This is a genomic window from Streptomyces sp. NPDC007084 (assembly GCF_040703595.1).
Lineage (GTDB): Bacteria > Actinomycetota > Actinomycetes > Streptomycetales > Streptomycetaceae > Streptomyces.
Genome location: NZ_JBEYFY010000059.1, coordinates 1 through 25,301 on the forward strand (window position 1 = coordinate 1; position 25,301 = coordinate 25,301).

The 25,301-nt window shown below is 71.6% G+C and carries 19 protein-coding genes and 1 pseudogene; 13 read left to right on the forward strand and 7 right to left on the reverse strand.

Annotation, left to right across the window (positions count from 1 at the left end; all coding sequences use genetic code 11):
- Window positions 1-197 precede the first annotated feature (197 nt).
- The gene (locus tag AB0912_RS30180; RefSeq protein ID WP_366705392.1) at window positions 198-1,043 is read left to right on the forward strand and encodes a hypothetical protein; all 846 of its coding nucleotides are present in this window, start codon (window positions 198-200) and stop codon (window positions 1,041-1,043) included.
- Between the two features lie 339 nt (window positions 1,044-1,382).
- Here AB0912_RS30180 and AB0912_RS30185 read toward each other — a convergent pair whose 3' ends face one another.
- Window positions 1,383-1,658 (reverse strand): VOC family protein, encoded by a 276-nt coding sequence (locus tag AB0912_RS30185; protein WP_366705394.1) that lies wholly within the window; start codon window positions 1,656-1,658, stop codon window positions 1,383-1,385.
- A 318-nt stretch (window positions 1,659-1,976) separates the two neighbouring features.
- Here AB0912_RS30185 and AB0912_RS30190 point away from each other — a divergent pair, with 318 nt between their 5' ends.
- Window positions 1,977-3,383 (forward strand): glycoside hydrolase family 16 protein, encoded by a 1,407-nt coding sequence (locus tag AB0912_RS30190; RefSeq protein WP_366705396.1) that lies wholly within the window; start codon window positions 1,977-1,979, stop codon window positions 3,381-3,383.
- 73 nt (window positions 3,384-3,456) lie between these two features.
- On the opposite strand, the gene AB0912_RS30195 is transcribed toward AB0912_RS30190, so the two are convergent.
- Window positions 3,457-4,386: an AraC family transcriptional regulator gene (locus AB0912_RS30195; RefSeq protein WP_366705398.1), complete on the reverse strand. Its 930-nt coding sequence runs from the start codon at window positions 4,384-4,386 to the stop codon at window positions 3,457-3,459.
- 146 nt (window positions 4,387-4,532) lie between these two features.
- Between AB0912_RS30195 and tkt the strand changes: the two genes are divergently transcribed.
- From tkt to gnd, 6 genes are read left to right on the forward strand one after another with little or no spacing between them, the layout of a single operon-like run.
- Window positions 4,533-6,608, forward strand: a complete 2,076-nt coding sequence (tkt, locus tag AB0912_RS30200) for a transketolase (RefSeq protein WP_366705400.1) — start codon at window positions 4,533-4,535, stop codon at window positions 6,606-6,608.
- Between the two features lie 19 nt (window positions 6,609-6,627).
- On the forward strand, window positions 6,628-7,773 hold the full coding sequence (tal, locus tag AB0912_RS30205) for a transaldolase (RefSeq protein WP_366705402.1): 1,146 nt from the start codon (window positions 6,628-6,630) through the stop codon (window positions 7,771-7,773).
- A complete protein-coding gene (gene zwf, locus AB0912_RS30210; protein WP_366705404.1) occupies window positions 7,770-9,434 on the forward strand; it encodes a glucose-6-phosphate dehydrogenase in 1,665 nt (554 codons plus the stop codon). The genes tal and zwf overlap by 4 nt, the downstream gene beginning before the upstream one ends.
- The gene (opcA, locus tag AB0912_RS30215) at window positions 9,431-10,363 is read left to right on the forward strand and encodes a glucose-6-phosphate dehydrogenase assembly protein OpcA (protein WP_366705406.1); all 933 of its coding nucleotides are present in this window, start codon (window positions 9,431-9,433) and stop codon (window positions 10,361-10,363) included. The genes zwf and opcA overlap by 4 nt, the downstream gene beginning before the upstream one ends.
- Window positions 10,356-12,005, forward strand: a complete 1,650-nt coding sequence (gene pgi, locus AB0912_RS30220; protein ID WP_366705408.1) for a glucose-6-phosphate isomerase — start codon at window positions 10,356-10,358, stop codon at window positions 12,003-12,005. The genes opcA and pgi overlap by 8 nt, the downstream gene beginning before the upstream one ends.
- Window positions 12,006-12,011: 6 nt before the next feature.
- Window positions 12,012-12,890, forward strand: coding sequence for a phosphogluconate dehydrogenase (NAD(+)-dependent, decarboxylating) (gene gnd / locus AB0912_RS30225; RefSeq protein WP_366705410.1), 879 nt, complete (start codon window positions 12,012-12,014; stop codon window positions 12,888-12,890).
- 121 nt (window positions 12,891-13,011) lie between these two features.
- Here gnd and AB0912_RS30230 read toward each other — a convergent pair whose 3' ends face one another.
- Together AB0912_RS30230 and AB0912_RS30235 are read right to left on the reverse strand one after the other, a co-directional pair.
- On the reverse strand, window positions 13,012-14,460 hold the full coding sequence (locus tag AB0912_RS30230; protein WP_366705412.1) for a hypothetical protein: 1,449 nt from the start codon (window positions 14,458-14,460) through the stop codon (window positions 13,012-13,014).
- Between the two features lie 375 nt (window positions 14,461-14,835).
- Window positions 14,836-14,931: a putative leader peptide gene (locus tag AB0912_RS30235; RefSeq protein WP_366705414.1), complete on the reverse strand. Its 96-nt coding sequence runs from the start codon at window positions 14,929-14,931 to the stop codon at window positions 14,836-14,838.
- Window positions 14,932-15,801: 870 nt separating this feature from the next.
- Between AB0912_RS30235 and AB0912_RS30240 the strand changes: the two are divergent.
- Window positions 15,802-17,832, forward strand: a pseudogene (locus tag AB0912_RS30240) (TIM-barrel domain-containing protein); the annotation flags it as partial.
- Between the two features lie 327 nt (window positions 17,833-18,159).
- Here the strand turns inward: AB0912_RS30240 and AB0912_RS30245 are convergent.
- The gene (locus AB0912_RS30245; RefSeq protein ID WP_366705416.1) at window positions 18,160-18,771 is read right to left on the reverse strand and encodes a TetR/AcrR family transcriptional regulator; all 612 of its coding nucleotides are present in this window, start codon (window positions 18,769-18,771) and stop codon (window positions 18,160-18,162) included.
- Between the two features lie 201 nt (window positions 18,772-18,972).
- On the opposite strand from AB0912_RS30245, the gene AB0912_RS30250 reads away from it, so the two are divergent.
- Window positions 18,973-19,914 (forward strand): NAD(P)-dependent oxidoreductase, encoded by a 942-nt coding sequence (locus AB0912_RS30250; protein ID WP_366705458.1) that lies wholly within the window; start codon window positions 18,973-18,975, stop codon window positions 19,912-19,914.
- Here the strand turns inward: AB0912_RS30250 and AB0912_RS30255 are convergent.
- Window positions 19,870-20,319, reverse strand: coding sequence for a PPOX class F420-dependent oxidoreductase (locus tag AB0912_RS30255; RefSeq protein ID WP_366705418.1), 450 nt, complete (start codon window positions 20,317-20,319; stop codon window positions 19,870-19,872). The genes AB0912_RS30250 and AB0912_RS30255 overlap by 45 nt on opposite strands.
- Window positions 20,320-20,446: 127 nt before the next feature.
- Between AB0912_RS30255 and AB0912_RS30260 the strand changes: the two genes are divergently transcribed.
- The 3 genes from AB0912_RS30260 to AB0912_RS30270 all read left to right on the forward strand — a co-directional run bounded on the left by AB0912_RS30260 (window position 20,447) and on the right by AB0912_RS30270 (window position 23,978).
- Window positions 20,447-21,028 carry a TetR/AcrR family transcriptional regulator gene (locus tag AB0912_RS30260; RefSeq protein ID WP_366705420.1) on the forward strand — a complete coding sequence of 194 codons (582 nt, stop codon included), beginning with the start codon at window positions 20,447-20,449 and terminating at the stop codon, window positions 21,026-21,028.
- A gap of 122 nt (window positions 21,029-21,150) precedes the next feature.
- The gene (locus AB0912_RS30265; protein WP_366705422.1) at window positions 21,151-22,722 is read left to right on the forward strand and encodes an MFS transporter; all 1,572 of its coding nucleotides are present in this window, start codon (window positions 21,151-21,153) and stop codon (window positions 22,720-22,722) included.
- A gap of 29 nt (window positions 22,723-22,751) precedes the next feature.
- Entirely contained in the window at window positions 22,752-23,978 is a 1,227-nt protein-coding gene (locus tag AB0912_RS30270; protein WP_366705424.1) for a serine hydrolase domain-containing protein, read from the forward strand.
- A gap of 13 nt (window positions 23,979-23,991) precedes the next feature.
- Here AB0912_RS30270 and AB0912_RS30275 read toward each other — a convergent pair whose 3' ends face one another.
- Window positions 23,992-25,227, reverse strand: a complete 1,236-nt coding sequence (locus AB0912_RS30275; protein WP_366705426.1) for an MFS transporter — start codon at window positions 25,225-25,227, stop codon at window positions 23,992-23,994.
- Window positions 25,228-25,301: the final 74 nt, after the last annotated feature.

Consider the following 25,301-nt stretch of genomic DNA (forward strand, 5'->3'; position numbering starts at 1 on the left):
ACAACGCCGCTGGGGGTACCCCCTGCTCGAAGAGCTTGGGGGAGTGCGTGCCCTGCCCCGCGACCCGCCACATGATCCAAACGACACGCCCTAGCCGGTCGGCGCGCTCCCCACAAGTGGTCCAGGGCCCTACGCGCGGCGCCGCTCCCGTGATTCCATGCCACCCGGTGTCCGTCACGCGTCGCGGAAGGTTGCTGATGAAGCGTCATCTCCTGCCTCTGGCTTGCTTGTTGGGGGCGTTCTCGGTTGGGCTGGGTACATCTGCCGCGGCGGCCGGCGGGCCCGTGTGGACCGAGACCGGCACCTCGTACGTGGACATGCTGAGCGGCGGCCAGGGGCTGGCGAGCCGTGCGGACGGGTCGCTGCTGCACCGCGGGCTCGCCACCATCCCCCTCGGTCTGCGGATCAAGGGGTGGAACCACGTGGGCGACCCCGACATCGCCCAGGGGCACGTCTTCGACGCCTACCAGGGGCCCGACTCGGCGACCTCCAAGATGTTCGCGGTCACCACCCCGGCCGGGAAGCGCTACGAGTACGTCCACCCGCTCGACCCGGGCGAGAAGCTGAACAACTCCTTCGCCACGGTGTCGCCCGACGGGCAGTGGCTGGTGTCGGGAGAGTGGGGCGACCAGGACCGCCTCCAGGTGTTCCCCGCGCCGCTCCTCAACCCGTCGACCCCGCGCACCGGCGGCACCCTCCCCCAGGCCGGGCAGATCAGCCTGGACAGACCGGTCCGGGACGTCCAGGGCTGCGACTTCGCGACCGCCACCCGGCTGCTGTGCGCCTCGGACGACGGCTCCCGCACCCTCTTCCCCGAGGACCGGCCACTGCTCCAGGTCGACCTCGACCACGCACTCGACGGCGGCCCGGTCACCGGCCGTGTGACCAGCCTCTTCGCCCTGCCGCAGCGCGGTCTGTGCCAGGGCACGTACGAGGCGGAAGGCGTCGACTACGACCCGGCGACCGGAACACTGCGCACCGAGGTCGTCCAGCCGGGCGTGTGCGCCGTGGCGACGTCGGTCTACTCGTACCGGCTGGGGTAGCGGGGGGGGCGGGGCGGCACCCTGGAGTCGCGTCAGCCGCCGTCGAGGGGGTGACGCGGCTCGGCGGGGGAAGCGGGCTCGCGGCGCACAGCCCGGCGAAGGTGTCGCCGGCGGGCCTCAGCGGCACACCGGGCACCTCCGGACGCCTCCAGGCACACCGGCACCTCCGGACGCCTCCAGGCCGCCGGTCGCCTCCCGGCACACCGGGCACCCCGTCGCCTCCGGGCACCTCCGGGCACACCGTCGCCTCCAGGCACGCCGAGCACCTCCGGGCGCGCCGTCGCCTCCCGGCACACCGGCCGCCTCCACCTCCCCCGGCGCCTCCGGCCACCGCCCCGCCTACTCCCCGGCGTGCGCCCTCCGTACCGCCGCCAGGTCGATTTTCTTCATCGCGTACATCGCCCGCGTCGCGCGCTCCGCGCGCTCCGGGAACCGCTGCCCGTTCAGCTCGAACTCGACGGTGAGGACCGATCCGGCCGGGCCGGGTCCGGCGTTCGTGTAGTGCAGGGTGCGGCCTCGGGCGGAGTTCTTGAAGACGGACAGGTAGTACTCCGCCGCGTCCTGCGCGTTGCCGTCGAACCACAGGCAGGTGGTGAGACCTCGGGTGTCGCTCATCGCGGGCTCCTCGCCAGAAGTGGGTACGTCCAAGAGGTAGACCCCCGCCGCGCCGAAAACCCATCGGTCGGCCGCCCGCGGCCGGCACACTCCGCCCTCGGACCGCCCGCATCCCGTCGGCGCCCCGACCGCCGTATCCCCTTTCATCGCCTGAACTCCCTTGCCCCGCAAGGACTTTCTCGGCTTCACCTCTTGACGGTCCCGGTGGCAGAGAGCACATTGGCCGCGCAGCTTCGTTGAGAGCGCTCTCAGATCGTCGTGGGAGCGCTCTCACCCCCCACCCGCGCGTACCCCACACCCGTACCCGAAGAGGCACCCATGAGTGAAACCTCCGGCACACCCGTCAGACGCGGCTCCCTGCGGCGTGTCCTCGTCGCCGTGCTCGGCACGCTGAGTCTGGCCGCGGCCGCCGCGACGGCGGCCACCCTCCCCGCGAACGCCTCCGCCCCCACTCCCCCCTCCGGCTGGTCCCAGGTCTTCCTGGACGACTTCAACGGCGCGGCGGGAACCGGCGTCAACACCGCCAACTGGCAGTACGACACGGGCACCAGCTATCCGGGCGGCGCCCCCAACTGGGGCACCGGCGAGGTCGAGACGATGACCTCCAGCACCAACAACGTCGCCCTGGACGGCAACGGCAACCTGCTGATCACCCCGCGCCGCGACGCCGCCGGCAACTGGACCTCGGGCCGTATCGAGACCAAGCGCACCGACTTCCAGCCGCCCGCGGGCGGCAAGCTCCGCGTCGAGTCACGGCTCCAGATGCCGAACGTGACCGGCGCCGCGGCCAAGGGCTACTGGCCCGCCTTCTGGGCGCTCGGGGCGCCCTACCGGGGCAACTACCAGAACTGGCCGGCCGTCGGCGAGCTGGACATCATGGAGAACGTGCAGGGCCTCAACACCGAGTGGGCCACGATGCACTGCGGTACCAACCCGGGCGGCCCCTGCAACGAGACCACCGGCATCGGCGGCAACACGCCCTGTGCCGGCACGACCTGCCAGGCCGGCTTCCACACGTACGCGATGGAGTGGGACCGGTCGAAGAGCCCCGAGGAGATCCGCTTCTACCTCGACGGCGTCAACTTCCACACGGTGCGGGCCAACCAGGTCGACGCGACCACCTGGGCGAACGCCACCAACCACGGCTACTTCCTGATCCTGAACGTCGCGATGGGCGGCGGTTTCCCGGGCGCCTTCGGCGGCGGCCCCGACGGCGGCACGGTCCCCGGCCACCCGCTCGTGGTCGACTACGTCCAGGTCCTCCAGTCGGGCGGCGGCGGTGGCGGCGGGACGACCCCGCCGCCCACCGGCAACCGTGACGCGTACAGCGCCATCCAGGCCGAGTCGTACGACGGGCAGTCGGGGGTCGGCACGGAGACCACCACCGACACCGGCGGCGGCCAGAACATCAGCTCCATCGCGAACGGCGACTACGCCTTCTACAAGGGCGTCAACTTCGGTTCCAGCGCGGCCAAGCAGTTCTACGGACGGGTGGCGAGCGGGGCGGGCGCGGGGGTCAGCGGACTCGTCGAGGTGCGGCTCGACAGCCGGACGGCGACTCCGGTGGGCAGTTTCGCGGTCGGCAACACCGGCGGCTGGCAGTCCTGGCGGACCGTGCCGGCGAACATCGGCTCCGTCACCGGGACGCACGACGTCTATCTGACCTTCAGCAGCGGCCAGCCGGCCGACTTCGTGAACGTCAACTGGTTCGACTTCGGTCACTGAGCGGCCATACGGAAGGGGGGCGGACCACGGTGTACCGCGTGGTCCGGCCCTCTCCGCGCGTCGGCACCGCGCGTCAGCGCAGTTCGGCGCGGAAGGCCACCGGGGTCGCCCCGGTGTGCTGCTGGAAGAACTTGGAGAAGTTCGCCGCGTCCGGGAAGCCGACGGCGGCCCCGATGCGCCCGATCGGCATCTCGGTGTGGGCGAGAAGCCGCTTGGCCTCCAGGACCACCCGCTTGTCGATGAACCCCTTGGGCGTCTCGCCGGTGGCGGCGCGTACCGCGCGGACCAGGGTGCGGCGCGAGTAGCCGAGCCCGTCGGCGTAGGCGCTGACGCTGTGGTTGGTGGCGAAGTCCTTCTCGACGGCGTCCCGGAATCGGGTGAAGGTGGTGTCGGTGTGTTCCCGGGCCGCCTCGGCGGAACTGGCCGCGAGATGGGCGAGGCGGAGCAGGAACGCGGTGAGCGCGTGCCGCAGCACCGAGGTGTGCAGGCTGAGCGGGAGCGTGGTGGTGTCGACGTACTCGCGTTCCAACTGGTCGAGCGCGTGGCGCAGGGCGGCCAGCCGGGCCGGGTCGGGGCGCAGCAGCGGGGGCAGGTCGTAGCGGTACAGGCCGGTCGCCTCGACGGTCGCGCGGGGCAGGAAGCCGGGCTGCATGGTCAGGACGGTGCCCCGGTAGCGGTCGGTGCTGGAGAAGCGGTGCACCTGGCCAGGCCTGATCCACAGCACGTCGCCCGCTCCGGCCTCGTACTCGGCGAAGTCGATCATGTGCCGTACGGGGCCCTCGCTGAAGACCATCACGACGTGGAAGTCGATGCGGTGCACGCGCTCCAGCGGGGCTTCCGCGTGCCAGGTGCGGCCGGTGCCCATCGCGCCGACCTGCATGCCGACGCCGGAGAGGCTCAGGTCGGCCGGGAAGGGGAACGTCCTGATCCCGTCGTGGGCGCCGCCCTCGCCTGCGGTCCCGCCTCGGCCGGCGGTTCCGCCTTGGGTGGTTCTGTCTGCCATGTCCTTCTCGCGTCGGCTCGCCACGACTCTGCGTGTCCCACTTTCACCGAAGGCTGACACACGGGCACCTTCCCCGGCAAAAGTCAGACTTTTAGGTTTGAAGGCGTTCGACCAGCGACGACCCCTCCCGTGAGGACTTCTTGAAGATGAGTACGCACAGCTCCGACGGCTTCACCTGGACCGAGCTGGACCGCCGGGCCGTCGATACCGCCCGTATCCTGGCCGCCGACGCCGTCCAGAAGGTGGGCAACGGCCACCCCGGCACCGCGATGAGCCTGGCCCCGGCGGCGTACACGCTCTTTCAGAAGGTGATGCGTCACGACCCGGCGGACCCGGAGTGGACCGGACGCGACCGCTTCGTCCTCTCCCCCGGCCACACCTCGCTGACCCTGTACACCCAGCTCTTCCTGTCCGGCTACGAGCTGACCCTCGACGACCTGAAGGCCTTCCGCACGCACGGTTCGAAGACCCCGGGCCACCCGGAGTACGGGCACACGGCGGGCGTCGAGACCACGACCGGCCCGCTCGGGCAGGGCGTCGCCAACGCGGTCGGCATGGCGATGGCCGCCCGCTACGAGCGCGGCCTCTTCGATCCCGAGGCCCCCGAGGGCGAGTCCCCCTTCGACCACACCATCTGGGCGATCGTCTCCGACGGCGACCTGGAGGAGGGCATCTCCGCCGAGGCGTCCTCGCTCGCCGGCCACCAGAAGCTCGGCAACCTCGTCTTCGTCTACGACGACAACCACATCTCCATCGAGGGCGACACCGCGACCGCCTTCTCGGAGGACGTCCTCAAGCGCTACGAGGCCTACGGCTGGCATGTGCAGCGCATCGAGCCCGCCCTCGGCGGCGACATCGACGTGCGCGCTCTGCACACCGCGCTCACCGCGGCCAAGGCCGAGACCGGGCGGCCCTCCATCATCGCGATGCGCACGATCATCGCCTGGCCCGCGCCCAACGCGCAGAACACCGAGGCCTCGCACGGCTCCGCGCTCGGCGCCGAGGAGATCGCCGCCACCAAGCGCCTCCTCGGCTTCGACCCGGAGCGGCACTTCCAGGTCGACGCGGAGGTGCTGGCCCACGCCCGCCAGGCCCTCGACCGGGGCGCCGAGGCGCACGCCGCCTGGGACAAGCGGATCGGCGCCTGGCGCACTGCCAACCCCGAGCGGGCGCGGCTGTTCGACCGGATCGTGGCGGGCCAGCTCCCCGAGGGCTGGGAGGCCGCGCTGCCGGTGTTCGAGGAAGGCACCTCCGTCGCCACCCGCGCCGCCTCCGGCAAGGTCCTCCAGGCGCTCGGCGACGTGCTCCCCGAGCTGTGGGGCGGCTCCGCCGACCTGGCCGGCTCGAACAACACCACCATCGACAAGACGTCCTCGTTCCTGCCGGAGGGCAACCCGCTGCCGGAGGCCGACCCGTACGGCCGCACCGTGCACTTCGGCATCCGCGAGCACTCCATGGCCGCCGAGATGAACGGCATCGCGCTGCACGGCAACACCCGTATCTACGGCGGCACCTTCCTGGTGTTCTCCGACTACATGCGCAACGCCGTCCGGCTGTCCGCGCTGATGCAGCTCCCGGTCACCTACGTGTGGACGCACGACTCGATCGGCCTCGGCGAGGACGGTCCCACCCACCAGCCGGTCGAACACCTGGCCTCGCTGCGGGCCATCCCGGGCCTGAACGTCGTCCGCCCGGCCGACGCCAACGAGACCACGATCGCCTGGGCCGAGATCCTGCGCCGACACGCCACCAACCCGGCCCCGCACGGTCTGGCCCTCACCCGCCAGGGCGTGCCGACCTACCCGGCGAACCCGGACGCGGCGCGCGGCGGTTACGTCCTGCGGGACTCCTCCACCGAGACCCCGGACGTCCTCCTCATCGCCACCGGCTCCGAGGTGCAGCTCGCCGTCGAGGCGCGCGAGCGGCTGGAGGCCGAGGGCCTTGGCACGCGTGTCGTGTCGATGCCGTCCGTCGAGTGGTTCGAGGAGCAGCCCGCGGAGTACCGCGAGCGTGTCCTTCCGCCGTCCGTGAAGGCCCGCGTGGCGGTCGAGGCCGGCATCGGTCTGACCTGGTACCGCTACGTCGGTGACGCAGGACGCATTGTTTCGCTGGAGCACTTCGGCGCCTCCGCCGACGCCGGGACGCTGTTCGCCGAGTTCGGCTTCACCGCCGAGAACGTCGCCGCCGCCGCGCGGGAATCCGTTGCCGCCCTGCGCGGTTGATCCGTTCGTACCAAGGAAGATGATCACTGTGACCGAAGCAACCGCGACCGCGGTAACCCTGAAGCGCCTCTCCGACGAAGGCGTGTCCATCTGGCTGGACGACCTGTCCCGCAAGCGCATCGAGTCCGGCAACCTGGCCGAACTCGTCGAAAGCCGCCATGTGGTGGGCGTGACCACCAACCCGTCCATCTTCCAGGCGGCGATCGGCTCCGGCGAGGGCTACGAGGAGCAGCTCGCCGACCTCGCCGTCCGCAAGGTGACGGTGGACGAGGCCGTCCGCATGATGACGACCGCGGACGTGCGCGCCGCCGCCGACATCCTGCGCCCGGTGTTCGAGACGACCGGCGGGCGTGACGGCCGGGTCTCCATCGAGGTCGACCCCCGTCTCGCCCACGACACGGCCGCCACCATCGCCGAGGCCAAGCAGCTCGCCTGGCTGGTCGACCGCCCGAACGTCATGATCAAGATCCCGGCGACACCGGCGGGTCTCCCGGCGATCACCGAGGTCATCGGCCTCGGCATCAGCGTGAACGTGACGCTGATCTTCTCCCTGGAGCGCTACCGCGCGGTCATGGACGCCTACCTGGCGGGCCTGGAGAAGGCGGAGGCCGCGGGCATCGACCTGGCCGGCATCCACTCCGTCGCCTCCTTCTTCGTCTCCCGGGTCGACGCCGAGATCGACAAGCGGCTAGCCAAGATGGGCACCGACGAGGCCCTCGCGCTCAGGGGCCGGGCGGCGCTCGCCAACGCGCGGCTCGCCTACGAGGCCTACGAGGAGGTGTTCGCCGGTGCCCGCTGGACCGCGCTCGCCCCGTCCGGCGCCAACAAGCAGCGCCCGCTGTGGGCGTCCACGGGCGTGAAGGACCCCTCGTACAAGGACACCCTGTACGTGGACGAGCTGGTCGCGCCGGGCACGGTGAACACCATGCCGGAGGCGACGCTGAACGCGACCGCCGACCACGGCGACATCCACGGTGACACGGTGACCGGCGGCTACGCCCAGGCGCGGGCCGACCTGGCCGCCGTCGAGGCGCTCGGGATCTCCTACGACGAGGTCGTGGGACAGCTGGAGACCGAGGCCGTCGCGAAGTTCGAGGTGGCGTGGGAGGACCTGCTGGAGGCGGTCGCCGCCTCGCTGCGCGGCAAGGGAGTCGAGGGGGAATGACCAAGCGTGGAGCACCTTCCGACACCGCCCCGGCGGATGCGGCCGCCGCGCCGCAGGGATCCGGTGACACGCCCGTGGAACCGTCCGGCCTGACGCCCGAGGAGGCGCTCGCCGAGGCGCTCGGCGTCGTCCCGGCCACCGAGTGGGACAACCCGCTGCGCGACGCGCGCGACCGCCGCCTCCCGCGGATCGCGGGCCCCTCCGGGCTCGTCATCTTCGGTGTGACCGGCGACCTGTCCCGCAAGAAGCTGATGCCGGCCGTGTACGACCTCGCCAACCGGGGCCTGCTGCCGCCGGGTTTCTCGCTCCTCGGGTTCGCCCGGCGTGAGTGGGAGGACCAGGACTTCGCCCAGGTCGTGCACGACTCGGTGCGCGAGCACGCGCGCACCGAGTTCCGCGAGGAGGTCTGGCAGCAGCTCGCCGAGGGCATGCGGTTCATCCCGGGCGACTTCGACGACGACGGCGCGTTCGAGCAACTGCGGGAGGCCGTCGAGGAGTTGGACTCCTCGCAGGGCACCAGCGGCAACTACGCGTTCTATCTGTCGGTGCCGCCGAAGTTCTTCCCGAAGGTCGTCCAGCAGCTCAAGAAGCACGGGCTGGCGGACGCCCCGGAGGGGTCCTGGCGCCGCGCGGTCATCGAGAAGCCGTTCGGCCACGACCTGAAGAGCGCGCGCGAGCTGAACAAGATCGTGCACGAGGTGTTCGACCCGGACCAGGTGTTCCGGATCGACCACTACCTGGGGAAGGAGACCGTCCAGAACATCCTGGCGCTCCGCTTCGCCAACCAGATGTACGAGCCCATCTGGAACCGGTCGTACGTCGACCACGTCCAGATCACCATGGCCGAGGACATCGGCATCGGCGGCCGGGCCGGCTACTACGACGGCATCGGCTCGGCCCGTGACGTCATCCAGAACCACCTGCTCCAGCTCATGGCGCTGACCGCCATGGAGGAGCCGGCCGCGTTCGACGCCGAGTCGCTGCTCACCGAGAAGCTCAAGGTGCTGCGGGCGGTGAAGCTGCCGGAGAACCTGGGCGAGCACACCGTGCGCGGCCAGTACGCGGCGAGCTGGCAGGGCGGCGAGCGGGTGCGCGGTTACCTCCAGGAGGACGGCATCGACCCCGCCTCGACGACCGACACCTACGCGGCCGTCAAGCTCCAGGTCGACAACCGCCGTTGGGCGGGCGTCCCGTTCTACCTGCGCACCGGCAAGCGCCTCGGCCGCCGGGTCACCGAGATCGCGGTGGTCTTCCAGCGCGCCCCGCACTCCCCGTTCGACTCCACGGCCACCGAGGAACTCGGCGCCAACGCGATCGTCATCCGCGTCCAGCCGGACGAGGGCATGACGGTGCGCTTCGGATCGAAGGTGCCGGGTACCTCGATGGAGATCCGGGACGTCACCATGGACTTCGCGTACGGCGAGTCGTTCACCGAGTCCAGCCCGGAGGCGTACGAACGGCTGATCCTGGATGTCCTGCTCGGCGACGCCAATCTCTTCCCCCGTCACCAGGAGGTGGAAGAGTCCTGGAAGATCCTCGACCCGATCGAGGGGTACTGGGACGCGCACGGCAAGCCCGCGCAGTACTCCTCGGGCAGTTGGGGCCCGAAGGAAGCCGACGAGATGCTCGCACGAGACGGACGGAGCTGGCGCAGGCCATGAAGATCGACCTGACCGACACCACGGCAAGCAAGATCAACAAGGCGCTCGTGCAGGGGCGCCGGGCCATCGGCACCCCCGCCGTGGGCATGGTCCTGACGATGGTCATCGTGACCGACGAGGAGAACGCCTACGACGCCATCAAGGCGGCCGAGGAGGCGTCCCGCGAGCACCCCTCGCGGACCCTGGTGGTCATCAAGCGCGTCGCCCGCACCCCGCGCGACCGCACCAACTCCCGCCTCGACGCGGAGGTGCGGGTCGGCTCCGACGCGGGCACCGGCGAGACGGTCGTCCTGCGGACCTACGGCGAGGTGTCCGACCACGCCGACTCCGTGGTCCTGCCGCTGCTGCTGCCGGACGCGCCGGTCGTCGTCTGGTGGCCGGTGGACGCGCCGGACAACCCGGTCAAGGACCCGCTGGGCGCGCTCGCGCAGCGCCGGATCACCGACATGTACGCCGTCGAGGACCCGCTGCGCGCCCTGGACGCCCGCGCCGCCTCCTACGCGCCGGGCGACACCGACCTGGCGTGGACCCGGCTGACGCCGTGGCGCTCGATGCTGGCGGCGGCCCTCGACCAGGCCCGTACAAAGGTGATCTCGGCGACCGTCGAGAGCGAGGCGCAGAACCCGAGCGCCGAACTGCTCGCCCGCTGGCTGGAGGCGCGCCTGAAGGTGAAGGCCGCGCGGGTCGTCACCGCCGGCCCCGTGGTGACCGCGGTACGGCTCGGCACCAAGAGCGGCGAGATCGTGATCGACCGTCCCGACGGGCCGCTCGCCACGCTGTCCCTGCCCGGGCAGCCGCCGCGCACCCTGGCGCTGAAGGTGCGCTCGACCTCCGAGCTGATCGCCGAGGAACTGCGCCGCCTCGACGCGGACGAGATGTACGCCGTCGCCCTGCGGGGCGAGGGCACCAAGGAGACCTCCCGTGCCTGACGTTCCCGAGCTGACACGCCGTCCGGAGTGGGTGGCCCTGGAGGACCACCGCGCGACGACGCTGCTCAAGCCGCACCTGCGCGACCTGTTCGCCGCCGACCCCGGGCGCGCCGAACGCTATGTCGTGCGGGTCGGTGACCTGCACATCGACTACTCCAAGCATCTGATCACGGACGAGACGCTCGCCCTGCTCCGGGAACTCGCCTCCGCGACGGATGTGTTCGGGTTGCGGGACGCGATGTTCCGGGGCGAGAAGATCAACACGACGGAGGGGCGGGCGGTGCTGCACACCGCGTTGCGGGCGCCGTCGGACGCGGTCGTGGAGGTCGACGGGGAGAACGTGGTCCCGGCCGTGCACGCGGTCCTGGACAAGATGGCGGCTTTCGCGGCGCGGGTGCGTTCGGGTGAGTGGACCGGTCACACGGGGCAGCCGATCCGCAATGTGGTGAACATCGGCATCGGCGGTTCGGACCTGGGTCCGGCGATGGCCTACGAGGTGCTGCGCCCGTTCACCGACCGGGGTCTTGTGCTGCGGTTCGTGTCGAACGTGGACGGGGCGGATCTCCACGAGGCGTTGCGGGGGCTTGATCCGGCGGAGACGCTGTTCGTCATCGCGTCGAAGACGTTCACCACGATCGAGACGATCACGAATGCCACCTCGGCGCGGGAGTGGCTGCTGGCGGGGCTGAAGGCGGGTCCGGAGGCGGTGGCGCGGCATTTCGTGGCGTTGTCGACCAATGCGGGGAAGGTCGCCGATTTCGGGATCGACACGGCGAACATGTTCGAGTTCTGGGACTGGGTGGGGGGCCGGTACTCGTTCGACTCGGCGATCGGTCTGTCGTTGATGATCGCGATCGGTCCGGACCGGTTCCGGGAGATGCTGGACGGTTTCCGTCTGGTGGACGAGCATTTCCGTACCGCTCCGGCGGAGGCCAACGCTCCGTTGATTCTGGGGTTGTTGGGGATCTGGTACGGGAACTTCCATGACGCGCAGTCGCACGCGGTGTTGCCGTACTCGCATTATCTGTCGCGGTTCACGGCGTATCTGCAGCAGTTGGACATGGAGTCCAACGGCAAGTCGGTGGACCGGCAGGGGCGTGCGGTGGCGTGGCAGACGGGTCCGGTGGTGTGGGGGACGCCGGGGACCAACGGGCAGCACGCGTACTACCAGTTGATCCATCAGGGCACGAAGCTGATCCCGGCGGACTTCATCGGGTTCGCGAATCCGGTGGGTGAGCTGAGCGGGACGCTGAAGGGCCAGCACGACCTGCTGATGGCGAACTTCTTCGCCCAGACGCAGGCTTTGGCGTTCGGGAAGACGCCGGAGGAGGTGCGGGCGGAGGGAGTGCCGGAGGAACTGGTCGCGCACAAGACGTTCCGCGGTGACCATCCCACCACCACGATCCTCGCCGGTGAGCTGACGCCGTCGGTGCTGGGCCAGTTGATCGCCCTGTACGAGCACAAGGTGTTCGTCCAGGGCGCGGTGTGGAACATCGACTCCTTCGACCAGTGGGGCGTCGAACTCGGCAAGGTCCTCGCCAAACGCATCGAACCCGCCCTCACCGACGGCACCGACGTGCCCGGCCTCGACCCCTCCACGACCGCCCTCGTGGCGACCTACCGCTCTCTCGGGAAGAAGTGAACTGACATGCAGCTCGGACTCATCGGTCTCGGCAAGATGGGCGGCAACATGCGCGAGCGCATACGCCGCGCCGGCCACACCGTCATCGGCTACGACCGCAACCCGGACCTCGCCGACGTCAACAGCCTCGCCGAACTCGTGAGCAAGCTCGAAGGCCCGCGTGTGGTCTGGGTGATGGTGCCGGCCGGCGCCCCCACCCAGACCGTCATCGACGAGCTGGGCGACCTGCTGGAGCCCGGCGACACGGTGGTGGACGGCGGCAACTCCCGCTGGACCGACGACGAAAAGCACGCCGAGGAGCTGGCGGCCAAGGGCATCGGCTTCGTCGACGCCGGTGTCTCCGGCGGCGTGTGGGGCCTGAAGAACGGCTACGCGCTGATGGTCGGCGGCGACGCCGAGAACATAGCCAAGGTGCGGCCGGTCTTCGACGCCCTCAAGCCGGAGGGCGACTTCGGCTTCGTGCACGCCGGCAAGGTCGGCGCCGGGCACTTCTCCAAGATGGTCCACAACGGCATCGAGTACGCCATGATGCAGGCCTACGCCGAGGGCTGGGAGCTGCTGGAGAAGGTCGACTCCGTCACCGACGTGCGCGAGGTCTTCCGCTCCTGGCAGGAAGGCACCGTCATCCGCTCCTGGCTGCTCGACCTCGCGGTCAACGCCCTGGACGGCGACGAGCACCTCGACAAGCTGCGCGGCCACGCCGACGACTCCGGCGAGGGCCGCTGGACCGTCGAGGCGGCCATCGACAACGCCGTCCCGCTGCCCGCCATCACCGCCTCCCTCTTCGCGCGTTTCGCCTCCCGCCAGGACGACTCGCCGCAGATGAAGATGATCGCCGCGCTGCGCAACCAGTTCGGCGGCCACGCCGTCGAGAAGGCGAGCTGACTTCTCCCGCGCCGCGGAGACCGAAGAGGCCCTGGGCCGCCCGGATGGGTGGCCCAGGGCCTCTTCGCCGTCAGACGTCAGCCGACATAGCCGACAGCCGTCCGCCGTCCGCCGCCGACTGTCAGTCGTTGGCGATGCGTACGACCCCGGTGATGGTGCCCTGGTAGACGACCCCGCCCGGCGCTATCGAGCCGACCATCTGAAGGGTGTCGAACAGGGAGCTGGTGCCGAGGTAGCGGGTGCGGACGGTCTTGCCGGTCGCCGGGTCGATCTCGGCGTAGAAGAACGAGTCGAGGATCGAGGTCGTATTCGTGAACGGGACGGCCGGCGTGCGGATCACGGTGTGGATGAGTCCGTCGGCGGTCGACAGCCGGGGAACGGCCGACGAGCGCACGGTGTTGTCCCACTTCAGGTCGCAGCCCGAGCCGTCCGCGCGGACGTCGACACGGCTCAGACCGCCCTTGAAGTCGGCGGAGGCCGGGGTGGAGGGACCGGCGTCGTCGGGCAGCGCGGGGTAGGGGTAGCCGTAGGTACTGGCCACGAACACCGAACCGCCCACGCCGATCGGGGAGTTCTCGCTGCCGCTGCCGCCGGCCTTCAGGACGGGGACGGAGCAGATCCGGGCGCCGGTGTCGGTCCGGTAGACGAGCAGGTTCTCGGTGGGTGCCGCGTTGTCGACGACGGTGACGTAGTCGGTGCCGGTGCCGGGACCGAAGAAGGTGGGCGTCGAGCCGGTGCCCCAGCTGAGCTGGCCGGGCTTGCGGGCGGGACCGCGGTCGTACGCCCGGCGCCACGCGATGGCCGGGGTCCCGTCCTCGTCGGCGGTGAGCAGGTAGGTGGCGTGGCTGGTGGCGACCGCCGCGCCGGCCGGGGCGGTCGAGATCGAGTTGTCGACCCGCTCCCCCGCGGGCAGCGACAGCGCGTGGACGGTGTCGGTGCGGTCGTCGGCGGTGCCGACCACACCGCCGCCGGTGGCGAACCAGACCCGGCCCCGCCAGTCCGGCGAGAGGCCGGTGACCGCGTCCCCGTCGGGCACGGCCCCCCGGAGCGACAGCGACCGGGCCACGTACAGCTCCCAGCCGCCCGACGCGTTCCTGCGGTGCGCGATACGCAGCAGACTCCGGTCGCCGTCCACCGCGACCAACTGGTCCTGGTCGTCCAGGTAGGCGTAGACACCGCCGAGCAACGAGCCCTTGGCGATGGGGAGTTCGGCGAGGGAATTGCCGGTGGCGGGGTCGAGCAGGTGGACGGTGGGGACCCGTCCGAGGATCGGGGTGCACAGGGCGACCGGGTAGCCGTCGGAGCCGACGAGCACGGTCGGGCAGGCGGACTGGAGGGCGACGCGCCGCGAGGTCAGGGAACCGGCGCCCGGGCCGGGGAGCGGGGTGGCGTCGGAGGAGCCGGTGTCGCCGTGCATGGTCGCGGTGCCCTGGGGTCCCGTGTAGGGGTTGTGCGGCGGGAGCGGGCCGAGGGCGGGGTCGGCCGAGGCCGTCGGGGTGGCGGTCGCCAGCGCGAGCAGGCAGGCGGCGCCGAGCAGGGCGGCGCGCGGGAACAGCGGGGATCGCGGCATGGAGAGGTCCGTTCGGATGAGGAGGGTGTGCGCCGCCCGGGGTGGACCACCGGCGGTGGACGGGCGGCGGGGCGGTCGGCCCCGGGCACCGGGATGCCATCCCGCGCGGGCCGGGTCCGCCGGCCCGGTCTCTCGGCCGGATCTCTCGGCCGGGTCTCTCGGCCGACGGAACGACGGAACGGTCCCGCGCGGGATGCGGGTCAGGGACGGTCAGGTCTGGCCGGGAATCCCGGGGTGTGCGGGACGCGCCGGTGCGCCGGGGAGGCGGGACGGCGTCCAACTCGGCGGCGGCAGGCTCGGCGGAGCCGGGGTTCCGCCCGGGGTGCCCGACGGCGGCGGGACGGAGGCGTCAGCGGCGCCGGCGGGCCGGATGCGTCAGCGACACAGCGCGCTGGACTGGCGGCACTGGTCGACATGGCGACGGGCCACGAGCAGGACGGACGTGCCCCCGGTTCCCGCCATGTTTGTCATGAGCACGGATCTTCGCAGGAGTGGACGGGCAGGGACAAGCACCGGTCCACATCACGGACGCCGGGCCACGCGCCGCGGTCGGGCGGCACGGCAGCCGCGACCGGTCCGGATGGTGGCCGCGACGGGTCCGGACGGTGGCCGCGACCGGTCCGGACGGCAGCCGCGACCGGTCGAGCCGTTTCCCCACTCGCGGATCACCTCGCTTCGCTCCTGTACGTCCCCTCCGGCACCGCGTTCCCACCGTTGACAGCTTCCGCAAAGCCTGTGACCCTTCATGCTCGAAGTTGCGCGGAATGACGACTGTTCAAGCATGAGCAAGCATCAGGCTGTTGGCCGGTGCAGCACCTGGTTCGAATCCGTCGAGTGGAGATACGTACCGTGCGAAGACTCCGACACCGTTCCTGGGCCGTGGCGGGGCTGGCCACCGCCCTGGCCGTCACCCTTCTCAGCGCCCCCGCGGGCCCGGCGCTCGCGGCGACCCCGGCGAGTGCCGTTCTCGACACCGCCCACCCGAGCGTCACCTGGCAGAGTCCCGTCTATCCGAAGGGCACCTCGGGCGGCACCGAGGACTGTCCGTCCGCCGCCGAGGACCCCGAGAGCAAGGTCTGCGACCGTTTCGACGTCGACGTCGACGTCCCGCAGGGGTACTGGGCGGACAACCCCGAGGGCGGGGTTCCCATCTCGATCGAGTGGCAGCACCCCACCGACGACTTCGACCTGTACGTCTACGACGACGCGGGCAAGGAGGTCGCCTCCAGCGCCGGCACCGCCGACCCCGAGGCCACCGTGATCCCGAACGCGTCGGGGACCTACCACGTGCTGGTCGTGCCCTACGACGTGCACGACAACGGCTACACCGGGAAGGTCTACCTGCCGCGGACCACGGACGCCGGCGACCTGACCTCGTTCAGCGGCGGCAACGGCAGCTACACCGTCGCCGCCGGGGACCTGAAGGCCCGGGCCGACTTCCTGAAGGGCGGTCAGCTCCGTCTGCGGGCGGACCCGTCCGGCACGTTCAGTGATCCGGCGGGCAGCGCGATCGTCCGCGAGCAGCCCGCCCGGCAGACCCGTACAACCTCGTTCGACGCGGGCGACTACTACGGCGTCCGCTCCCCCGACGCCGTCCTGCGGGTCTACAAGAAACCGCTGCGCTTCGGCCTCTACAAGACCGACAACCGCACCCGGATCTGGCAGGAGGACAAGCCGCTGCGCTGGTCCACCAGCGGGATGCGGCAGAGCCTGACCCGGGGCGCCGACGAGCAGTTCTTCGGCGGCGGCGAACAGAACGGCTCCTTCGCCCACCGCGACCGGACCATGTACGTGGCGAACAACTTCAACTGGAACGAGGGCGGTTACAACAACTCCCAGCCCTTCTACCTCTCCAGCGCGGGATACGGCGTCTTCCGGAACACCTTCGCACCCGGGGTGTACGACTTCGGCGCGCCGGTGCGCACCGGCCAGCAGGAACGGCGCCTGGACGCCTACTACTTCCTCGGCGACGCCAAGAAGGTCATCGGGAAGTACACGGCACTGGTGGGCAAGCCGTTCATGCCGCCGGTGTACGGCCTCGAACCGGGCGACTCCGACTGCTATCTGCACAACGCCAACCGCGGCGAGCGGCACACCCTCGACGCCCTGAAGGTCGCCGACGGCTACACCGAGCACGACATGCCGCTCGGCTGGATGCTCGTCAACGACGGATACGGCTGCGGCTACGAGAACCTGGAGCAGACCGCGAAGGGCCTGAACGAGCACAACGCCCAGCTCGGGCTGTGGACCCAGGACGGCATCGACAAGCTCGCCGACCAGGTGAAGGCCGGCCAGCGGGTGGCGAAACTCGACGTGGCCTGGGTCGGCAACGGCTACGGCTTCGCACTCGACGCCTGCGACAAGGCGAAGGCCGGGATCGAGGAGAACAGCGACGCCCGCGGCTTCGTCTGGCTGCCGGTGTCCTGGGCGGGCGCCCAGCGCTGCGGTGTCCTGTGGAGCGGGGACCAGAAGCTGTCCTGGGACTACATCCGCTGGCAGATCCCCACCTACGCCGGGGCCACGATGTCGGGTATCGCGTACAACACCGGTGACGTGGGCTCCATCTACAGCCACGACCCGAAGATGTACGCGCGCGACCTTCAGTGGAAGGCGTTCCTGCCGGCCATCATGACCATGGACGGCTGGGCCTCGGACATCACCACCGGCAAACCGGCCGATCAGCAGCCCTGGCTGGACGGGGAGCCGTACACCTCCGTCAACCGCAAGTACCTCCAGCTCAAGGAGCGGCTGCTCCCCTACATGTACACGCTGTCCGCCGAGGCGGCGAAGACCGGCGTCGGCGCCGTGCGCCCGCTCTGGCTGGAGTACCCGGACGATCCGAAGACGCTCGGCGCGGACGCCAGGTACGAGTTCCTCGCGGGCCCCGACTTCCTGGTCGCGCCCGTGTACAAGGACACCGACACCCGCGACGGCATCTACCTGCCCAAGGGCACCTGGACGGACTACTGGACCGGCCGCACCTACCAGGGCCCGACCACCGTCAACGGCTACCACGCCCCGCTCGACACCCTGCCCCTGTTCGTGAAGGGCGGCTCGGTCGTCCCCATGTGGCCCAAGGGCACGACGAGTTGGCAGACCCGTGACCGGCACGAACTGGACTGGGACCTGTATCCGCGGGGTCACAGCGACTACACGCTGTACGAGGACGACGGGGTGACCCGGCACTTCACCGAGGGCGCCTCGGCGACCCAGCGCGTCACGGTCGACGCCGGGCGGACCCTGACCACCGTCAACGTCGGTGCCAGCAAGGGAAGTTACCGGGACAAGGTCGCCTCCCGCGCGTACCGCTTCACCGTGCACGGCGAGTCGGCGCCCCGGCGGGTGCTCCTCGACGGCCGCCCGCTGCCCCGCACGGCGTGGTCCTACGACAGCGGGACCAAGGTGACCACGGTGAGCACACCACGTCTCACCGTGGACCGGGGGTTCACCCTGCGACTGGCCCGGTAACCCGGCACGCCAGTACGCCGGCAGGGCAGTAGTCCGGCGGAGCAGCGCTCCGGCGAAGCAGCGCTCCGGCGAAGCAGCGCTCCGGCGAAGCAGGAGGGATGCGGGGACGTCCGTATCCCTCCTGCTCGCTCAGGACTTGAGGGGCCGTCAGCTTCCGGCCCGGCGGCCACAGGGGCGTGACGCCCCGTTCTGCGGCACCCTTGAAGGGGGCTCCGCGCACCCCGGCCGGGTTCAGGGGCGGCCGGTGTGCGCGGAGCGCCCGCGCGCCGCGTCGAGGAGGGGTCCGAGTTCGCGGGCCACGGCGGTCAGGGCGCGTACCTCGCGTTCGGCCCGGGCGATGAGGAGCGCCCCCTCCAGGGCGCTGATCATCAACGTGGCGAGCGACTCGGCGCGGTCGGCGGGAACGCCCATGCCGGTGAGCGCCTCCGCGACCGGACGGGTCCAGCGACCGAACGCGGCAGCCGCGGCGGCCCGGGTCGAATCGGCCGACTCGGCGCCCTCGACGGTGGCCGCGGCGACCGGGCAGCCGGAGACGAAGCCCGTCTCCTGGAGTTCGTCGGTCCACTGCCGCACCATCGCCGCGAACAGCCCGGCGGGCGTCGGTTCCGCCATCGCGGCGAGGAAGCGGGCGACCCGCCTGGCGGCGTAGTGGCCGGCCCAGTCCACGGCCTCGTTGACCAACTGCTCCTTGCCGCCCGGGAAGTAGTGCTGGAGCGAGCCGCGCGGCGCTCCCGCGTGCTCGGCGACGTCCCGCATCCCGGTCGCCGTCACCCCGTCGCGCCGGATGAGCTGCGCCGCGCTGAACACCATCCGCTCGCGCGGCCCCCGCCCGGATACCGCCATGCCCGACCTCCCACGCCCGCCTGCCCGCCTGCGCCTTCCCGCCTGCGCCTGCGCCTGCGCCTGCGCCTGCGCCTGCCGCAGCCTACCCACTATGACCGCTGTCATAGCACCCTCTACTATGACGACTGTCATAGACGGCGGTGGACACGGCGCCCCCGAGGGGCGGGTCCGCCCCCGGCGCCGGCCGGAGAGGCGGTTGTGGTGTACGTCGGTTTCATCGGTCTCGGCGTGATGGGCACGCCCATGGCGCTCAACCTGGTTCGGGCGGGAATCCCCCTCGTCGTCTGGAACCGCACGGCCTCCCGTGCCGAACCCCTCGGCGCCGAGGGCGCCGAGGTGGCGGACGGGCCCGCCGAGGTGTTCGAGCGGGCGGACACGGTCCTGCTGATGCTGGCCGACGAGGCCGCCGTCGACGCGGTGCTCGCGCGCGGCACGGCCGGGTTCGCTCAGCGGGTCGCCGGGCGGACCGTCGTCCACATGGGGACGACGTCACCGGAGTACTCGCGCGGTCTCGACGCCGATGTCCGCGCCGCGGGCGGCCGGTACGCCGAGGTCCCCGTCTCCGGCTCGCGCGTCCCGGCGCAGGCGGGGAGGCTGGTCGCGATGCTCGCCGGGGACCCGGCCACGCTGGAGGACGTACGGCCGCTGCTCACACCCCTCTGCCAGGAGACGTTCGGGTGCGGAGCGGTTCCGAACGCGCTGCTGATGAAACTGTCGGTGAACCTGTTCCTGATCACACTGGTGACCGGTCTGACGGAGGCGTTCCACTTCGCCGAGCAGCACGGCCTGGACCCGGGGCTGTTCCTGGACGTCCTGGACGCCGGCCCGATGGCCAGCGCGGTCTCCCGGATGAAGGCGCCGAAACTTCTCGACCGCGACTTCACGGTCCAGGCGGCGGTCCAGGACGTCCTGAAGAACAACGAGTTGATCGCCCGGGCGGCCCGGGACACCGGTCTGACCTCACCCCTGCTGGACGCTTGCCACGCCCTGTTCGCCGAGACCGTGGCGCTCGGCCACGGCGACCTGGACATGGTCGCGGTACTGCGGGCGATCGAGGACCGCACGGCCCGGGCCTCGGCGGAGGGCGAGGCCGCGCGGTCAGCGGGCGGGGATGCCGTACGCCCGTTCCACCCGCAGGCGTAGGACCAGGCGGCGGTCGCGGACCATGGCCGCCCGGTAGTCGTCCCAGTCGGAGTGCTCGCCGAGGACGTCCCGGTAGACGCGGATCAGTTCCTCGACCGTCTCGTCTCGCGGGTCCGCGGCGACGGGGGTCAGCTCGGCCGTGCCCTCGACGACCGTGTAGGCCCAGCGGTCGTCGCTGGTCACGTGGTAGGACGCCCGCGGGTCCCGGCGCAGGTTGCGGGTCTTGGCGCGGTCGTCGGTGAGGGAGACGCGGATGATCCCCTCGTCGGGATAGTAGAAGTGGCTGACGTTCGACAGCTGGGGCCGTCCGTCCTTCTTGAGGGTGACGAGCACGCCGCCCTTGTACGCGGAGAGCAGTGCGAGCAGGTCGTCCTGTGTCCCGTCCCGGGTCTCTTCTGCAGTCATGCCTGTGCCAACGCCCGGCGCGGGAGCCTCCATTCCGCCCACGGCACGACTTCACCCGTCCGCCCCTCCCAGTGACCCCCGCCCCAGTCGGTAGACACTGTCTACTCCCTCCTGGTAGACAGTGTCTATGAGCGATGCGGAGACCGGTGGACTGAGAGCGCGCCTGATCGACGTGGGGGTCGAGCTGGTGACGGCGGAGGGCGCCCAGGCGCTGACCCTGCGGGAGATCGCCCGCAGGGCGGGCGTGTCGCACGGCGCCCCGCGCCGCTACTTCCCGACCCATCTGGAGCTGCTGTCGGCGATCGCACGGCGCGGGTTCGCCGACCTCGGAGCACGCGCGGCCAGGGCGGACGCCAAGGGCCCGGCCGGTCCCCGGGCCCGGCTCGGCGCGCTGGCGGGGGTCTATCTGGACTTCGCCCTGTCCCAGCGCGGGATGTACGAGCTGATGTTCCGTCATGATCTGCTGGAGAGCGACCGGTTGGGGCTGCGGGAGACCAGCCTCCCGTTGTTCGGGGTGCTGGTGGACCTCGTCGCGGCTGTCCGCCCCGACGCGGACGCCCGCACGGTCGCGGGCGCCCTGTGGGCGAACCTGCACGGCATCGCCCAGCTCTGGGGCTGGGGCAGCCTCCAACTCGGCACGGGGGCAAAGGACTTCACTCCCCTGCTGCGGGCCGCGCTCGACGCGCACCTCGGGCCGGAGGAGCGGTGAGCCCGCGGGGTTCGGGGGGCCTTGGCCGTCGTACGGCCGCCGGGCGCGGATTCGGCCGCGCCGGCCGGCGCACGGAGAGCGCGCACGGCTTCGGGGGCCTCGGCCGAGGGCGGACCGTGGGCGTGGCGGCGTACCGGCGGGTCACGCTGGCGAGCAGCGTCGTCGGGGCGGTGATCGTCGCGCTGGACGGCACGGTGCTCACCGTCGCGCAGCCCACGCTCCAGCGCGATCTGCACGCCTCGTTCGCCCGGGTCCAGTGGACCAGCACCGGCTATCTCATCGCGGTGGCCGGTCTGCTGGTGTTCGCGGGCCGGCTCGGCGACCGGCACGGGCATCAACGCCTCTTCGGCCTCGGCGTTCTGGGGTTCGGCGCGGTGTCCGCGGGGATCGCGCTCGCGCCCGGGATCGGCTGGGTGATCGCGCTGCGGGTGGCGCAGGGGGTCTTCGGAGCGCTTCTGCAACCGGCCACGCTGGGGATGCTGCGGGCTGCGTATCCGCCCGACCGGCTCGGCATGCCCATCGCGCTGCGGACCAGCGCCATCGGCCTGGCCGCCGCCTCGGGACCGCTCCTCGGGGGCGCGCTGGTCAGCGCGTTCGGCTGGCGGGCCGTCTTCACCCTCAACGTGCTGCCCGCGCTGGTGCTGGGCTCGCTGGCGCTCACGGTCCGCCCGCCGGCCGACGCGAAGGCGGAGAGAACGGGCGGGGCGGACGGGACGGGCAGGGCGGACGGGATGGACGTGACTGTCGGGGCGGACGGGATGGACGGGACTGGCGGGGCAGGCAGGGCGGGCGGGCCCAGGGTACGGAACGCGGACCCGGAGATGGCGGCCGTGACGGCGCACCGGGCCGCGTCCCGTACCCGCCTCACCGCCTCCCCTGACCTCGACGTGCCCGGTGCCTGTCTCCTCGCGGCGGCGCTGGTCGCGCTCGTGCACACGCTGGTGGCGATTCCCGACTCCGGCTGGACGGGGACGACCGCCCTCGGACTTGCGGTGGTGACCGTCGCGGGCGCCGCGTTCGTACGGCGGGAACGGCGGGCCGCGAACCCGCTGGTGCCAATCGGCGTCCTCGGCTCGGCGGCCGTCGGCGCGGCCCTCGGCATCCTGGTCGCCGCGTCCGCCGCCATGTTCGGCACCCTGTTCACGGTCAGCTACGTCCTCCAGCACACGCTCGGGCTCGACCCGCTGGAGACCGGTGTACGGGCCCTGCCGGCCGGCGTGACGATGGTGCTCGGCGCTCCGCTCGCCGCCGCGCTGCTGCGCCGGGCCGGCGCTCGCGCGACCACCGTGACCGGAACGCTGCTGCTCACCACCGGCGTTCTGCTCCTGGCCCGGCTCGACACGGCGTCGGACGCCGTGACCGTCGGGGCGGGCTTCCTGCTGCTGGGGGGCGGTTTCGCCACGGTGATGGTGACCGCGACCGCCGTCGTCGTCCGGCGGGCGCCGACAGGTTCGGCCGGTGTGGCGGGCGGGTTGCAGCAGACGGCGATGAACATCGGCCCGGTGCTCGGGATCGCGGTGGCGGCCACGCTGCTGACGGCCTCCCCGGGCTCCGCCTTCCTCCCGCTCGTCACAGCGGCGGCGATCTGCACGGCCGGAACACTGCTCGCCCTGCGGCTTCCTGGGCACAAGAACACCGTGAGCACCGCACGCCGGAGCCCGGACGACACGGCCTCCGTCCGTACGGGACGATGAACGAGACAGGCGCGGCCCGGAGGAGAGCCATGGGACAACTGCGACAGGAGGTCGATCCGGGAACGGTCGGCCTCGATGCCAAGGCGCTGGCCCGACTCGACCAGCACTTCAGCCACATGGTGGACGACGGCCACCTGCCCGGCTACCTCGTGTGCGTCGCGCGGCACGGACAGGTCGCCCACCTCACCACGTACGGCCTGCGGGACCGCGAGGCGGGCCTTCCGGTGGAGACCGACACGTTGTGGCGGATGTACTCCATGACCAAGCCGGTGACCTCGGTCGCCGCGCTGATGCTGGTCGAGGAGGGGCGCCTTCGACTCGACGACCGGCTCGCCGACCACCTCCCGGCCTTCGCCGCACCACGGGTGTACGCCGGCGGCTCGGGTTCCGGGACGGTCACCCGGCCGGCCGAACAGCCCATCCTGATCCGGCACTTGCTCAGTCACACGGCCGGCCTGACCTTCGGCTTCTACCACGCGCATCCCGTCGACGCGCTCTACCGGGACGCCGGGGTGGAGTCGTCGGTGGCGCCGGGCACCGATCTGGCCGAGACCTGCGAGGTGTACGCGAGGCTGCCGCTGCAGTTCGAGCCGGGCACCCGGTGGAACTACTCCGTCGCCACGAACGTCCTCGGCCGGGTCATCGAGGTGGTGACCGGCCAGGACCTCGACACCGTCCTGCGCGAGCGGATCTTCCGGCCGCTGGGCATGGCCGACGCCGGCTTCCACGTCTCCGCCGAACAGAGCGGCCGGCTGGCCGAGTTGTACGGCGAGGACGGCGAGGGAGGCATCCGGCCCGTCGCCGGTCTCCCGCTGCACGGGCGGCCCCGCTTCCTGTCGGGCAGCGGCGGCATGGTCGCGAGCGCCCACGACTACCACCGCTTCACCGAGTTGCTGCGCCGGCGCGGTGAACTCGACGGGGTGCGGCTGCTCCGCCCGGAGACCGTCGACCTGATGGCGGCCAACCACCTGCCCGGCAACGCCGACCGCCGCGCCTTCGGCGTGCCCTTCCACCAGGAGCCCGGCAACGCGGGTCTCGGTTTCGGTCTCGGGGTCTCGGTCGTCCTGGACCCGGAGCTGACCCGTTCCCCGTCCAGCGAGGGCGCGTTCGGCTGGAGCGGTGTCGCCACCACCACCTTCTGGGTCGACCCGCGCAACGACCTCACGGTCCAGTTCCTCAGCCAGCTCCGCCCGACCGCCTCCCACTCGGTCTACCCCGAACTCAAACGCCTGGTCCACGAGGCGGTACAGGGCTGAGCGGCGACCGGCGTCAACCGGGCCGCCCCGTGGTCCGGTTGATCCGGTACACGTCCGGGACGCACAGGTTGGCCGCCGCGGCGGCCACGATCACCCCGGCGCACACGAGCAGGACGTCCCGGTCGGACCAGAGGCCCGCGGCGAGAGCGGCGAGCAGATAGCCGAGCGGGATCGCGAGCCGCTCCCCCACGCTGTTGAAGGACCCGGCCCGCCCCAGCTCGCGTTCGGGAACATGGAGTTGGAAGGCGGTGGTCCAGGCGACGATCGCGACGTCCAGGCCGACGCCGGCGAGCAGGGCCGCCGCCAGTACGGCGGGCAGGGGCAGCGCGAGCCCCATCGCCGTCAGCGGCAGGAAGAGCAGCGCGGAGGTGGCCACGGCGACGGCGAGCAGGCGGTACGGCTTCCACCACAGGCAGACTAGCGCGCCCGCCAGCAGGCCTAGCGCGAAGGCCCCTTGCACGAGCCCCCAGGAACCGGCCCCGGAGTACAGCTGTGCCGCGAGGACCGGCCCGAGCATCTGGAACCCGGCCAGCCAGGCGGCGACCACCACCATTCCGGCCACCGTGTACGTCCACAGCCAGGTGCGGGAGCGGAACCCGGCCCAGCCCGCCCGCAGGTCGCTCAGGGCGCTGTGCGCGGTGACGGGGGTCTCCAGGCGCAGCCCGTGCAGCAGCAGGGCGGCGATCAGGAACGTGACGGCGTCCCAGGACAGTGCCCAGCCGGGTCCGCAGAGCGCGACGACGACGCCTCCCACGACGGGACCGAGCACCCGTACGGCGTTGCTGGGCACCCTGACCAGCGCGTTGGCCTGCTGGAGCTGTTCGGGCGCCACCAACTGGTTCACCACGCCCTGTCCGGCCGGCACGGTGAACGCCACGGCCACGCCGGACAGGAATCCGCACGCGGCGATCGTGAGGGTCGAGGCCGCGCCGCTCAGCACGACGACGGCGAGGGCGCCTTGGGCGAGCGCCGCGACCAGGTTGCCCGCCACCAGGATCCGGCTGCGGGACATCCGGTCCGCGAGGACCCCGCCGGCCAGCAGGAAGGCGACCGTCGGAACCGTGTTCACGGCGAGCACCACGCCGAGCGATCCGGCCCCGCCGCCCTCGCCGATCACCGCGTAGGCGAGCGCGAGCGGCGCCATCGCCGTCCCGGTGGCCGAGACCAGGTTGGCGAGGACGAACCGGCGGAAGGCGGCACTGCGCAGCGGCGCCGTCCGGGTCGTCGTCGGGCGCGCCGCGGTCTTCATCGTCCTCCTCGCCGACGGGACCGGACCCGGCTCCGTCGATCGCCTCCAGGTGCCGGGCGATCATACGAGCAGTG